General features: G+C 67.2%; 14 protein-coding genes and 1 pseudogene. 10 read left to right on the forward strand and 5 right to left on the reverse strand.

The window, feature by feature from the left end; all coding sequences use genetic code 11:
- The first annotated feature begins 2 nt into the window (after positions 1-2).
- From IC535_RS07305 to IC535_RS07340, 8 genes are all read left to right on the forward strand, one after another.
- Positions 3-1,001, forward strand: a complete 999-nt coding sequence (locus IC535_RS07305; RefSeq protein ID WP_228885626.1) for a dipeptide epimerase — start codon at positions 3-5, stop codon at positions 999-1,001.
- 264 nt (positions 1,002-1,265) lie between these two features.
- A complete protein-coding gene (locus IC535_RS07310) occupies positions 1,266-3,524 on the forward strand; it encodes a TonB-dependent receptor (RefSeq protein WP_228885627.1) in 2,259 nt (752 codons plus the stop codon).
- Positions 3,525-3,799: 275 nt separating this feature from the next.
- The gene (locus IC535_RS07315; protein ID WP_228885628.1) at positions 3,800-4,318 is read left to right on the forward strand and encodes a hypothetical protein; all 519 of its coding nucleotides are present in this window, start codon (positions 3,800-3,802) and stop codon (positions 4,316-4,318) included.
- A 305-nt stretch (positions 4,319-4,623) separates the two neighbouring features.
- Positions 4,624-5,586: an acyl-CoA dehydrogenase gene (locus IC535_RS07320; RefSeq protein ID WP_228885629.1), complete on the forward strand. Its 963-nt coding sequence runs from the start codon at positions 4,624-4,626 to the stop codon at positions 5,584-5,586.
- Positions 5,574-6,332 carry a PIG-L deacetylase family protein gene (locus IC535_RS07325; RefSeq protein WP_228885630.1) on the forward strand — a complete coding sequence of 253 codons (759 nt, stop codon included), beginning with the start codon at positions 5,574-5,576 and terminating at the stop codon, positions 6,330-6,332. Before IC535_RS07320 ends, IC535_RS07325 begins: the two co-directional genes overlap by 13 nt.
- A complete protein-coding gene (locus IC535_RS07330) occupies positions 6,329-6,916 on the forward strand; it encodes a class I SAM-dependent DNA methyltransferase (protein WP_228885631.1) in 588 nt (195 codons plus the stop codon). Before IC535_RS07325 ends, IC535_RS07330 begins: the two co-directional genes overlap by 4 nt.
- Positions 6,913-7,614, forward strand: a complete 702-nt coding sequence (locus IC535_RS07335) for a glycosyltransferase (RefSeq protein WP_228885632.1) — start codon at positions 6,913-6,915, stop codon at positions 7,612-7,614. The genes IC535_RS07330 and IC535_RS07335 overlap by 4 nt, the downstream gene beginning before the upstream one ends.
- A 2-nt stretch (positions 7,615-7,616) precedes the next feature.
- The gene (locus tag IC535_RS07340) at positions 7,617-7,883 is read left to right on the forward strand and encodes a PQ-loop repeat-containing protein (protein ID WP_228885633.1); all 267 of its coding nucleotides are present in this window, start codon (positions 7,617-7,619) and stop codon (positions 7,881-7,883) included.
- 48 nt (positions 7,884-7,931) lie between these two features.
- On the opposite strand, the gene IC535_RS07345 is transcribed toward IC535_RS07340, so the two are convergent.
- From IC535_RS07345 to IC535_RS07360, 4 genes are all read right to left on the reverse strand, one after another.
- Entirely contained in the window at positions 7,932-8,570 is a 639-nt protein-coding gene (locus IC535_RS07345; RefSeq protein WP_228885634.1) for a DUF6766 family protein, read from the reverse strand.
- A gap of 118 nt (positions 8,571-8,688) precedes the next feature.
- Positions 8,689-9,186: a ferritin-like domain-containing protein gene (locus IC535_RS07350; RefSeq protein WP_228885635.1), complete on the reverse strand. Its 498-nt coding sequence runs from the start codon at positions 9,184-9,186 to the stop codon at positions 8,689-8,691.
- Between the two features lie 81 nt (positions 9,187-9,267).
- Positions 9,268-9,705, reverse strand: a complete 438-nt coding sequence (locus IC535_RS07355; RefSeq protein WP_324250474.1) for a low affinity iron permease family protein — start codon at positions 9,703-9,705, stop codon at positions 9,268-9,270.
- Between the two features lie 321 nt (positions 9,706-10,026).
- Positions 10,027-10,221, reverse strand: coding sequence for a hypothetical protein (locus IC535_RS07360; RefSeq protein ID WP_228885636.1), 195 nt, complete (start codon positions 10,219-10,221; stop codon positions 10,027-10,029).
- A gap of 399 nt (positions 10,222-10,620) precedes the next feature.
- Between IC535_RS07360 and IC535_RS07365 the strand changes: the two genes are divergently transcribed.
- Together IC535_RS07365 and IC535_RS18735 are read left to right on the forward strand one after the other, a co-directional pair.
- On the forward strand, positions 10,621-11,349 hold the full coding sequence (locus IC535_RS07365) for a putative type VI secretion system effector (RefSeq protein WP_228885637.1): 729 nt from the start codon (positions 10,621-10,623) through the stop codon (positions 11,347-11,349).
- A 330-nt stretch (positions 11,350-11,679) separates the two neighbouring features.
- Positions 11,680-11,811 (forward strand): hypothetical protein, encoded by a 132-nt coding sequence (locus IC535_RS18735; protein ID WP_267472938.1) that lies wholly within the window; start codon positions 11,680-11,682, stop codon positions 11,809-11,811.
- A gap of 45 nt (positions 11,812-11,856) precedes the next feature.
- Here IC535_RS18735 and IC535_RS07370 read toward each other — a convergent pair.
- Positions 11,857-12,234 (reverse strand): annotated as a pseudogene (locus IC535_RS07370) (substrate-binding domain-containing protein); the annotation flags it as partial.
- Positions 12,235-12,521 lie beyond the last annotated feature (287 nt).

A 12,521-nucleotide genomic window follows, 5' to 3' on the forward strand; every position in this document is an offset into this window, starting at 1 on the left:
TGATGGGCCGCCTGAAACTGGGCATCGCAATTGAACCGCTGCGCCTTGCCGCGCCGTTCCGCATCGCCAGCCACGTGTTCGACAGCCGCAACGCCTGCGTGGTCACCCTGGACGACGGCACCCATATCGGCCGTGGCGAGGCCACCGGCGTCTATTACCTGGGCGAGGACATCGACAGCCTGTGCGCCACGCTGGAGGCGGCGCGCGAAGCGATCCAGGCGCATCCGTCGCGCGAGGAACTGCGTGCCATCCTGCCGGCCGGCGGCGCGCGCAATGCGGTCGATGCCGCGCTGTGGGAACTGGAATCCCGGCGCTCCGGTACGCCGGTCTGGGCGCTGGCCGGGTTGTCGCCGCCGCGGCCGCTGCCGACCACCTTCACCGTCGGCGCCGCCGAGCCGGCGGCGATGGCCGCCGCCGCGGTGGCGTACCGCCAGGCGCGTTCGATCAAGGTCAAGCTGACCGGCGACCTGGACCTGGATATCGCCCGCGTCGCGGCGATCCGCGCGGCGCGCCCGGAGGTGTGGCTGGGCGTGGATGCCAACCAGGGCTACCAGATCGGCGATCTTGAGCGGTTGGTGGTGGGCATGCTCGCCGCCGACGTGGCACTGATCGAACAGCCGCTTGCGCGCGGGCGCGAAGCCGACCTGGACGGCTTCGTCTCGCCGATCGCGCTGGCCGCCGACGAAAGTGCACTCAGCCTGGCCGATGTCGACGGCCTGCGCGGCCGCTTCAATGTGTTCAACATCAAGCTCGACAAATGTGGCGGCCTGACCGAAGCGCTGCTGATCGCCGCCGCGGCCCGCGACGCCGGGCTGGGCGTCATGGTCGGCTGCATGGTCTGCAGCAGCCTGGGCGCGGCGCCTGGCTTCGTAGTCGGGCAGGTGTGCGACCTGGTCGACCTGGACGGGCCGACCTTCCTCAAACAGGACCGCACGCCAGCGGTGGTCTACCGCGACGGCACGATCTGGTGCGACGAGGCGGTATGGGGTGCCGCGCGCTGAGCCGCCGGGTTGCGGCGCACGCCCCGGCCGCTCCGGCGGGCGCTGCCGGGGCATGCGCGGCCTGAATGCGCCCATGCTGCGCTGCATGGTTGACTGTTCTCTGAACAGGACTATTGTGTCCTACATGGGCTTGTGTCACGCCAATGCAAGCATCGTCGTGTACCCCGCTGCCACGCCACTCCCGGGAAGGGTGGCTTCCACCGCCCTGCCGCATTCCGCGCCCATCTCCGTGGGCTTCCAGCTACGCTACCGAGGCGTCATCACATGAGTCACTGTTCGCTCCGAATCAACGCGTTGTCGCTGGCCTGCGCTGCAGGCATCCTGGCCCTGGGCTGCAGCGCAACGGTACTGGCGCAGGATGCGGCCGACAAAACCAAACGTGACGACGTGCATACCCTGGGCACGGTGACCGCAACGGCGCAGAAGCGCGTGGAAGTGGTGACCGATATCCCGATGTCGATCAGCGTCATCGGCGAAGAACAGCTCGACCGCCTGCAGGTCAACAACGTCAACGACCTGGCCGGCCTGGTGCCCGGCCTGCAGGTGTCCAGCCTGGGCGCACCGGGCCGCTCGACGATCTCCATCCGCGGCATCACCCCGATGGGCAACACCGCCTCGACCTCGGTCTATGTCGACGACGTGCCGCTGACCGCCAACGGTTCGCTGTCCGGCGCGACCTCGGGCATGTTCGACCTGCTGCCCTACGATGTGCAGAACGTGGAAGTGCTGCGCGGCCCGCAGGGCACGCTGTACGGCGCCAGCGCGCTGGGCGGGGTGGTCAAGTACGTGACCAAGCGGCCGGACCTGGAGTATTTCGAGGGCCGCGCCGGCGCCACCATGCGGGTGGTCGACGGTGGCGGCGGGGTGGGCCATTCCGAGCGCGCGGCGATCAGCGTGCCGCTGGTCAAGGGCCAACTGGCCCTGCGCGCCAGCTACGCCGAACAGACCAGCCCGGGCTGGATCGACAACCCCGTGCTCAACCGCCGCGACACCAACGACGTGCGCCAGAACGCCGGCCGCCTCTCGCTGCTGTGGAAGGCATCGGAAACGGTGGACGTGCTGCTGACGGCGATGCGCCAGGAAAACAAGGGCGACAACTTCGCTACCGTCGCGCTGGACCCGGTCACCTTCAAGCCCAAGCTGCCCGGCCATGCCAACCAGTACCTGTTCCTGCAGCCGAGTACGATCAAGTACGACGTCTACGGCCTGAGCGTGGACTGGGACCTGGGCTGGGCCGATGTCACTTCCTCCAGCAGCTGGATGAAGTCCAACTCCTGGCGCCTGCAGGACCAGTCGGTGGAATACATCCCGCTGCTGGGGCAGCGGCCGGGCGTGGGCCCGGTGATGGCCTATGCCGCGCTGGACACCGACATCGAACTCAAGAAGTGGACCCAGGAACTGCGCCTGACTTCCAAGGGCGACAGCCGCCTGCAGTGGCAGCTCGGCGCGTTCTATACCGATGAGGACGCGGCCTACATCGAAGATGGCAGCGCGCTGAGCCCGGCGTTCAACCCGGTGCTGGCCCTGTTCACCGCCTCGGTGTTGACCAGTTACCGCGAGAAGGCGCTGTTCGGCAACGGCACCTGGAAATTCACCGATCGTTTCGACCTGGCCCTGGGCGTGCGCCATGCGCGCAACGACCAGGTATTCCGCCAGACCCTGGGCGGCCCGCTGGGCGGGGACGGCGTGCAGCGGGTGACCGAATCCTCTGAAAGCGTCACCACCTGGAGCGCCAGCCCGCGGCTGTTCCTGGGCGCGGACAAGAACACCATGGCCTATCTGCGCGTGGCCACCGGCTACCGCGCCGGCAGCCCCAATCCGATGCTTCCGGGCGCCCCGGAGGTACCTGCGCAGGTCAAGTCGGATACCTTGACCAATTACGAAATCGGCCTGAAAAGCCACTTCTGGGATCGCCGTGCGCAGGTGGAAGTGGCGGCGTTCCGCATCGACTGGGAAGACATCCGCCTGAACCTGCTCACCCCGCAGGCCATTTCCTATGGCGTCAACGGCGGCAGCGCGCGCAGCCAGGGCGTGGAATTCACCGGCGCGCTGATGCCGCTGGACGGCCTGCGCCTGAGCACCAGCCTGGCCTATACCGACGCCAGGCTGACCGCGCCGATTCCGCCGGCCCGCCCCGGCGGCGCCAACCAGGCCGAGTCCGGCGCGCAGTTGCCGCAGGTTCCCGAATGGACCGGCAGCCTGCAGGCCGACTACCAGTTCCCGACCCGCGGCGAGTGGGGCTGGAGCATCGGCGGCGCGCTGCGCTACTACGGCGAGCGCCAGGCATCGGTGGCCACGGCGCAGTCCATCGAACTGCCCAGCTACACCTCGCTCGACCTGACCGCCGAAGTCAGCAGCCAGAACACCACCATCCGCTTCTTCGTCACCAACCTCACCAACAAGGACGTCTACGTGGCGGCCGGCAGGACCATTCCCGGCGCCGGCGCGGCCAGCTACCGGCGCTGGAACGCGGTGATGATGCAGCCGCGGACCATTGGTGTTTCGCTCGACTACAGCTTCTGATCGAGCTTCCGGCCGGTCGTGCACAGGGCAGGGCGGCACCTTCGGGTGCCGCCTTTCTTTTGGTAGCCCACCGGCCCGGGGGAGGACGGAAAACTGCAGCGTCAGATCAACGGCCGTGACCTCCGCAGGCATGCGCTGATTGGGCTGGCGCAGGACCCGCTCTCCTCGCTTTCACGCTTGTCGCGCGACGATCCGGGATCCATCGGCGAAGAGCCCGACGATGACGGTCACTGCGTCTGGCGCGGTCGGAGCGCAACGGCCTGGAGGTATGGACCATGGTGGAAAGCGGAATACTGATTTTCCTGGCGTATGGCCTTTACCTTGCCTGGCTCGCCGCCGGCGCCGGGGATTTCTACCTGCACCGGCGCTCCGATCTTCCCGCCACCTCGGGCCTGCGCGAGAGCGCGCTGCACGGCGCGCAACTGGCCTGCGTGGGGATGGGCGTGCTGGCGTGGCTGTCTTTGCCGCCCAACCGCCTGGTCGGGCTGTCATTGGTCGCATTGGCGATCGTGCACGCAGCCATGGCCTACCGGGACACCTGCAGTGCCGATGGCGTTCGCCGCATAACGCCGTTGGAACAGCACGTCCATAGCATGCTGGATGCCTGCCCATGGGTTTTTGCGGTGGGCATTTGCGCCTCGTCCGAGGCCGGATGGCAGTGGGCGTGGCGCCCTCGTGACGCCCATGTGTGGGTCGCCCTTGTCGGCCCCGCGGCGGTGTTGGTGATACTGCCCTGGTTGCTGGAGTTCACCGCCGCCATGAAGTACCGCCGCAAGCGCGCCCGGATGCCGTGATCGCCCCCGCACGGGGAATGCCTGCCCCAGGCCTATCCGGTTGTATGCCGGTGGTGCGGCGATGAGCGCCGCGTTCGGGCCGGCTGCACACCTTCACTACGCCGTGGTCACCGCGCCGGTACGGGAAGGCAGGTATGTGTAGGCCCATCGCCTACAGAGACGGAGGGCCACGATGCGCGCATTGACCTGTCACGACAGCACGGACGTCCGGGTGGACACCATTCCCGATCCGTCCCTTGCCTTCCCCGGTGACGTGGTCCCGCGCGTGCCTGCCACTGCCATCCGTGGCGCGGACATCCCCTGACATGGACCGGCTCTCCGACCACGCCGCCCCCGCACTGGAAGCCGACGCACGCCAGGTCCTGGCCCGACAGCCGACATTGCCGCTGCCCGGGCGCGGACACACGCTGGAACGCTGGCGTGCGCTGGCCGGCATTGCCGGGCGCGACCTGTGCGTGGCCAAGGTGGTCGAAGCGCACTACGACGCGCAGGCCATCCTTGCCGACTTGCATGCCGAACCGCTGGGGCCGGGCGTGCTCGCGGCGGTGTGGGCAGCAGAGGGCCCCCAGGCCACGCTGCGCTTCGACGCCGGCAGCGGTACCGTGACCGGCATCAAGCCGTGGTGTTCCGGGGCCGGGCTGGTGGATGAGGCGCTGGTGACCGCCGGCAGCGGGCAGGACGCGCAGTTGCTGCGCATCCGCGCCGATGCAGCGGGCATCCGGCCGCGGCCCCAGACGTGGCATGCCACCGGCATGGGCGGCATCCCCAGCGGCAGCGTGGAATTCACCGCAGTGCATGCCGAGCCGGTGGGCACGCCTGGCGGCTACCTTGCGCGGCCGGGATTCTGGCACGGTGGCGCCGGGATCGCAGCATGCTGGTATGGCGCGGCGGTCGCGCTGGCAGCGCCGTTGCAGTGTTCGCCGCGGGTAGCGGCCGATGCGCAGACTGCGGCGCTGTTGGGGCAAGTGGACATGACGCTGCAGGCGGCGGCGGCCTTGATGCGCGAGCTGGCGACAGGGATCGATGCGATGCCGGCCCAACCGCATCAGGCCGAGGTCATCCGGGTACGCAGCGTGGTCGAGCGCGCCTGCACGCAGGTACTGGATGCGGTGGGCCGCGCGCTTGGACCGGCGCCGATGTGCCTGGACCCGGTGCACGCTACCCGTTGGAGCGATCTGACGGTGTTCATCCGGCAAAGCCATGCCGACCGTGACTGGGCCGAACTCGGCCGTGCCATCCAGACCCGGGAGCAACCGTGGACATTGTAGTGCCGCGCATCGAAGGGCAGGGCATCCTGCAGGCCGACTGGGACACCAGCGCCTGGCTGGATGATTTGCCGTGCACCGAGGCCGGCACGCTGCTGCAGGAGGTGCGCCGCCTCGTGGTGGTGTCGCCGCACCCGGACGATGAGGTGCTTGGGTGTGCCGGGATAATGCAGGCAGCGGTAGCCAACGACATCGCGGTGTGCGTGGTGTCGGTAACCGATGGCGAAGCCTGTTACCCCGACCAGCCGCTGTGGCCGGCGGCAAGACTGCGCGACGCCCGCCGGCGCGAGCTGGCCCATGCCATGCGCGCCCTGGGGCTGGACGCCACGCATGTGCTGCCGCTGGGCCTGCCCGATGGCCGCGTGGCCAGCCATGAAGCGGAACTGGCCGCGCAACTGGCCGCGCAGTCGCTACCGGGCGATCTGCTGGTGGCGCCCTGGGTGCGCGATGCGCATCCGGACCATGAAGCGGCAGGCCGTGCAGCGCAGGCCGCTGCCCGCGGCCGCGGCGTGCGGGCGCTGCAGTACCCGGTGTGGGCCTGGCATTGGCTGGATCCGCATGCGGCCACCGCGCCATGGCCCGCTGCAGCGCGCATCCCGATGGGGCCTGCCGCGCTGGCGCGCAAGCACCAGGCCATGCAGGCCTTCGCCACCCAGACCGGCGCGGTGGACGGGCTGGACTGCGATCCGATCCTGCCGGACCATGTCACCGCGCGGTTTCGGCGGCCCTATGAGGTGCTGATCGGATGAGCACGGCCGCCTACTTCGACAGGCTGTACCAGCAGCCGGACCCCTTCCAGTACCGCAGCCGCTGGTACGAGGCACGCAAGCGCGCGCTTACCCTGGCGTGCCTGCCCCGGCAGCGTTACGCCAACGCCTGGGAGCTGGGTTGCTCCAATGGCGTGCTGACCGCCGAACTGGCGGCACGCTGCGACGTTCTGCTGGGCACCGATATCAGCAGCGATGCACTGGCCCAGGCCGCGGTGAGCACGCGGGAGTGGCCGCAGGTCACCTTGCAATGCGCCAGCCATCCCGAGGAATGGCCGACCGGCCGGTTCGACCTGATCGTGGTCAGCGAAGTGGGCTACTATCTGGCCACGCCGGTGCTGGCACTGCTGGCCCGGCGGCTCCACGGCAGCCTCACCGACGACGGGCTGCTGCTGGCCTGCCATTGGCGGCATCGGTTCGACCAGGCGCGCAGCGCCACGGCGGACGTGCACCTCCTGCTGCAGGGCGACCTGGTGGAGGCATTTGCCTACCAGGACGAGGATCTTCTGCTGCAGGCCTGGAGCGCACGGCCTACCAGCGTGGCCCGGTGGGAGGGCCTGCGGTGATCGCGGTGATCGTGCCGGCGCACAATGAAGCGGCGGATATCGCCCGCTGCCTGGCGGCAGTGGCCGTGGCCGGGAAGCATCCGGGCCTGGACGGCGAGGCCGTCGTGGCCGTGGTCGCACTGGACGCCTGCACCGACGCCACCGCTGCGGCATGTGCCGGCCACGGCGCGGCGATGGTGGCGCTGGACGCGCGATGCGTGGGCGCGGCGCGGGCGGCGGCAGCCAGCCATGCGCTTGCCTTGGGCGCACGCTGGATAGCCAGCACCGATGCCGACACCATCGTGCCACCGGACTGGCTGTGGAAACAAACCACCTGTGGTGCGGACGCGTTCTGTGGGGTGGTGGAGGTGCGCGACTGGCTCGACTACCCACCGCTTGTGCGTGAGGCCTTTGCCGTCTGCGAGCATGCCCGCGACGGCCATGGCCATGTCCACGGCGCCAACCTGGGCGTCAGCGCTGCCGCTTACCGGGCGGCGGGCGGCTTTGCGCCCTTGGTTACCGGCGAGGACGTGGCGCTGGTTCAGGCCCTGCAACAGGCGGAGGTCAGCATTGCGTGGCATGCCCGCCCGGCGGTGGCCACCAGTGCCCGCCGTTCGGCCAGGGCGCCACGGGGCTTCAGTGGCTTCCTGCGTACGCTGGAACGCGAGGTGCTGGACGCCGGCGTTACGCTGTGGGCACCCGGGGCCGTGGTGCGATGACGATGCTGCCCGCTGACCTGCTGGGATGGGCGGCAACGGCGGTACTGATCGCCACGCTGTCGCGCCAGATCTACAAGCAGCACCAGGCCGGTTCGGTGGAGGCGGTGTCCACCTGGTTGTTCGTGGGGCAGATGACCGCGTCGGTGCTGTTCATTGCCTACAGCGCGCTCATGGGCTCGACGGTGTTCGTGGTCACCAACTCCCTGATCCTGATCACCGCCGTGGTCGGCCAGGTCCTCGCCGTACGCCGTCGGAAACGCCAGCGGTAGCGCCGGCCGGGCGGCAGGCGCAAGCGGGGTGCGCGTCAACCGGTTGTTTCAGTCACCGGTCTGACTGTGCGGAGCAGCCAGTGGCTTGGATTGCGGGGAGTCCTTCTGGCGCAGGAAGATGGTCAGGATCACCAGCGACAGTACCGCCAGGAACTCGCTTTGCCAGTTCTGGAAGGACTCGAACCAGAAGTTGCTGCTCCACAGATGCTCCCAGCAGGTAGGCGGCGGCAAACCGCGGGCGACCTGTTCGTCCACCTCGGCGCGCCAGCTGCCCGTAAGGTGCAGTACGAAGCTCATCAGGAACAGCAGCCCGAAGGCAATGGCCAGCGAGTGGCCGTATAGCATTTTCCAGACACCGCCTTTGCGCACCGCCCAAGGCACCGGGCCCGGCTCGATGCGCTCGTGTTCCTGGTCGTGGGACAGTGGCCGCGACTCGGCCGAGCCCTTCTGCCGAAGGCTCACGGTAAGCAGCACGTACATGCCCATCTGCAGGAACTCGCTTTCCCAGTTTTCGAAGGTGGCACTGACGAAGTGGCCGCTGTGCAGGTACTCCCACAGGTCCAGGCTGGGACGATGGGCTTGGGCCAGTTCTTCGTTGTGGGCCAGCAGGCCGGTCCACACCTGGCCGCCGAGGAAGCAGGCCAGCAGCGCGAACAGGACGATGGACAAGCCGTTTCGTTTCCACATGCCGGGGTGACCTTGTGCGGTTGAGACTGAGCGTGGCGCGGTGGCCGCGCCGGCAGTTGAAAGGCAAGCGGCACGCGAAGTGCCGCTGCCTACGGATTGCTAGCCGGGCGCGCCGGGCTCAGGCCGCCGCCGCGGCCTCGGCGTTGCCACCGGACTTGGCCAGCATCGTCAGCTTTTCGTCGGTCGCCTTTTCTTCTTCCAGCGTTTCCAGCAGCAGCGGCAGGGCATCCTTGTAGCCCAGCTGCTTGGCCAACGCGGCGAGCGTGCCGTAGGCGGCGATTTCGTAATGCTCCACCTTCTGCGCGCCGCCAATCAGCGCCGCATCGCGTACCGGGCCCTTCTCGATGCCGTCGATCACTTCCTTGCCTTCTTCCACCAGGCCTTCCATCGCCGCGCATTTGATCCGCTTCAGGCGAATGCCCAGCACTTCCACCACCTGGTCGAGCCGCTCGATCTGCCCTTGGGTTTCCTCGAGGTGGGTCTCGAACGCGGCGGCAAGATCAGGGTTGGTGGCCGCGCGCGCCAGCCGCGGCAGTGCCTTGGTCAGCTGCCTTTCGGCACTGTGGATGTCCGAGAGCTCGTGGATGAACAGGTCTTCGGCGGTTTTGATGGCCATTGCGATCTCCAGGTTGGTTGGGCGAAGGATCAGCATGCGCGCGGCGGTGTTCGCAGGCCGCGCATGCGGGGTGAAATGTGCTTACACATCGGCGAGGCGTTCGGCATCCTGTGCCGCACGCGGCATACAGGCGGCCTTTTTGGCTTTGAGGTGCGCTGCGGTGCTGGCCAGCGATTCATACTGCCGGCGTATTTCCTCCAGGCGTTCCTGGTCCATCTCTTCCAGGTTGAGCAGTTCGTTGTTGGCCGCGCGGGTGGCCCGGATCAGCTCGTCCAGCTTGATATGCAGGGCGGCGGTATCGGTGTTCTGGGTCTGCTGGATCAGGAACACCATCAGGAAGGTCACGATGGTGGTGCCGGTATTGATGAACAGTTGCCAGGTGTCGTTGAACTGGAACAGTGGCCCGCTGGCTGCCCAGACCACCACGATGCCCAGCGCGGCGACAAAGGCGCCCAGCGAGCCGGCGGCCCTGGATACCGCACCGGCTACCCGATTGAAGAAACGGCTTCCTGCTGACACTGCCTGCCTCCATTGAATCGATGGAACAAAGCGTAGGAAGACCGGTGTCGTCGATTCGTCATGCGCGCGCGAAGAGATGCGTGAACGCGGGGTTGGTTGCGCGTCCTGCCCCTTGGGTCGGCATCCGAACCTCCTGTCAGGCGGCCAGGACAAGGCGGCCGCGCGTTGAGGTGCTCAAGGCGGCGCAGCGCCCCATCCTGGCCAAGGGGCAGGTGGTGGGTACCTGCCAGCAGACCGATGTACCACTGAAATAACCGGTGTTTACAAGTGGAACGGTGATCGCAGGCCGCCTGGGCGCATCGAAGCGGCGCCAGGCCAGGCTCAGGGCGCTTTGAGCGATGCCTGCAATGCGGTGGCCAGCGCGGCATCGCCGTTCACCAGGTCTTCCCAGCGCAGTTCCATGCCCTTGCGCCGGCCCTTGCGGGCCAGCTTCAGGCCGAGCGGGTCGAGGGTGAGGGTGTAGGTCTCGTCGCCGATCTGCAGCTGGCGGCGCAGCGGTTTGTCCAGTGGCGTCATGTTCCCTCCGCTATGCGCACTGCGCGGCGGCTCAATGCCGATGGCGCATCATGCGCTGGAAGAACAGCGAGTTGGGCACCTTCAGCAGGCAGATCTTCGAGGCCGGGTTGCTGTCCTGCAAGGTGGTGTAGATCAGGTTGATATCCCCCCGCCGCAGATGCCGGGTTTGTCGGCGCGCTCAATCACCTCGATCCGGCCGCCGCATTGACCGCGCATGGCAGGTGCATCCTATTGGCCAGGCAAACGGCTCCTCGCCTATACTTCGAGCGCGTTCACTTGCCGATATCAACGTACTGAAATACCGGCACCGCCTGCCGATGCCGAACGGAGGGTTGCCTTGACGCCGGAGAGGTTGGGAGAAAGCTACCGCCCGGGACAATGGGGTGAAGGATGACACTGGTGACCAAGCCCAGTCGCGAACTGCGCAGGATCGACGGCGAGATCAGGGGGCTGAGACGCTCCCGACAGAGCTTTGACCTCTCGGAACAGATCCCCGAGAACTTGGCGGCATCGGTCATGGCGGCAGGTCTGGCGGGCATGGAGGCCTCAGCGGTGGCGATGGCCACGTTGGATGCCACCGAGCAGGTGGACCATGTGGAATTCCATTGCGGGGACGAGCCTGTTCAAGGCGTGTTCTGGCGATTTCCATTCAATGATGGCGATCATCTGGAACTTGCCGTCGAACGTGGCGCGAATGGATGGCTGGCCTATGGGGCTCGACGGAAAACGGACGGATTGGTCGCGGTTTACCCGCACAGCTTTGAAGGCCGGCGGGCGCATTTTGCGTCCACGTTCCGTTTCTGGGGGATCGTCCTTGCCTTGATTTTCCTGTTGATGATGGTCCTGGATACCATATTTGCGATAGCCCGGGGAACGTTCGGGATCGCCGACCAGTTGGCGGCCTACGGCACCTACGCGACCTACCTGCTGCCGGCCCTGATCGTGGTGTTCGGGTTCCTGGCCTGGCGGGCGGGGCAAAAGACGGTTGTGTCGGCGGACATTGCCGAACGGATTTTCCGCGGCTTTGGATGGCGCAATCCGCGGTGGATCAACCTGCGGAAAACGTCCAAGGCACTGCGGAAGGGGGGCGAAGGGCGGGACTACGGGCTGCGGTACTTTCGCTACTGAAGCGGTGACCCGCACCTGCCCGCGGGCTGGATCGTGATCATTACGTGGCACTCTCCCGCCGCTGGTCCGGGCGACATCTCTGACGGGATGCATGGCGGCAGGCTGACAGTCCTGGAAGAAGGATCGCCTCTGAAGGCGCCCTTGACGCTCTCTTTTTTCCCGCCAGACTATAGACAAGCCGATAGGCAGCCCTATTGGCAGTGTTCTGGCAATGTAGAGCTGCGGGGAGGTAGTGCGGTGGACGGCGTGGAGAAGCACTTGTTGGAGGGGGAGTACCGCGGGATATGGTTTGCCGTGGAGGTATGGTCCTTTCCGCATGGCAGGAACCTGTTGGTCAAGTCCGTCGAGGTGGATGGCCTGCCTCGACGCGCGCTTGCCAAGGACCAGCAGCAGGCCCCCACCATCGAGCAGGCCTTCGAGATTGGCGAAGCATTTGCGAAAGCCTTGATCGATTCCGATTGACGACCTCCCGTGGGCGCGCGCGGGTAGGCCAAACGCGGGCACGGGCTAGGGGGCAGGCGGAGGCCTCGATACCGAGGCGCGCGTGACCAGCTGGTGCGCAAGCATATGGTTGACCGTGACGCGCCCCGACGAACCGCTACGTCGGATCTCCCGCAACAGGATGTCCACGGCGGTATCGGCCATCTCCGCCACCGGCTGATGGATGGTGGTCAGTTCCGGCCACACCATGGTGGAGGCGGAGGTGTCATCGAAACCCACCACCGACAGGTCGCCCGGCACCTCCAGGCCGCGACGGTGCGCCACGGAAACCACGGCCGAGGCCATGTCATCGTTGCTGGCGAAGATCGCGCTGGGCGGCTGCGGCAGGGTCAACAGCCGCTCGGCCGCTTCCAGTCCGGAACGGTAGGTAAAGTAACCGGGCTGAGGACCCACCGGTTCGCGGCCTGCGCATGAGGGGTGGAACACAGCATAGGAAGGCCGATGTCGTCGGTCCGTCACGCGCGCGCGAAGAAAAGCGTGAACGCGGGCTTTGTGGCGCGCCATACCCCTTGCACTGCACCTGGTCACGTCGCTGGAGCTGGTGGACGTTGATCCACTGCTACCGGAGTTGAAGATCAAGTGAGCCGACGGGCAGCGGCCCGCTACTTCTCCGCCGATCGCATGTACAAGTAAGAAACCGCATCAAGACCCTTGCTGATCGGCATCAGGAG

This window comes from Stenotrophomonas rhizophila (assembly GCF_020857975.1).
In the GTDB taxonomy this organism is placed as follows: domain Bacteria; phylum Pseudomonadota; class Gammaproteobacteria; order Xanthomonadales; family Xanthomonadaceae; genus Stenotrophomonas; species Stenotrophomonas rhizophila_C.

Coding starts and splice junctions, on each gene's coding strand:
- IC535_RS07350 (WP_228885635.1), bottom strand. CDS start 9,186: ATGGCCATCAAAACCGCCGAAGACCTGTTCATCCACGAGCTCTCGGAC.
- IC535_RS07360 (WP_228885636.1), bottom strand. CDS start 10,221: ATGACGCCACTGGACAAACCGCTGCGCCGCCAGCTGCAGATCGGCGAC.
- IC535_RS07340 (WP_228885633.1), top strand. CDS start 7,617: ATGCTGCCCGCTGACCTGCTGGGATGGGCGGCAACGGCGGTACTGATC.
- IC535_RS07305 (WP_228885626.1), top strand. CDS start 3: ATGGGCCGCCTGAAACTGGGCATCGCAATTGAACCGCTGCGCCTTGCC.
- IC535_RS07320 (WP_228885629.1), top strand. CDS start 4,624: ATGGACCGGCTCTCCGACCACGCCGCCCCCGCACTGGAAGCCGACGCA.
- IC535_RS07330 (WP_228885631.1), top strand. CDS start 6,329: ATGAGCACGGCCGCCTACTTCGACAGGCTGTACCAGCAGCCGGACCCC.
- IC535_RS07345 (WP_228885634.1), bottom strand. CDS start 8,570: ATGTGGAAACGAAACGGCTTGTCCATCGTCCTGTTCGCGCTGCTGGCC.
- IC535_RS07315 (WP_228885628.1), top strand. CDS start 3,800: ATGGTGGAAAGCGGAATACTGATTTTCCTGGCGTATGGCCTTTACCTT.
- IC535_RS07310 (WP_228885627.1), top strand. CDS start 1,266: ATGAGTCACTGTTCGCTCCGAATCAACGCGTTGTCGCTGGCCTGCGCT.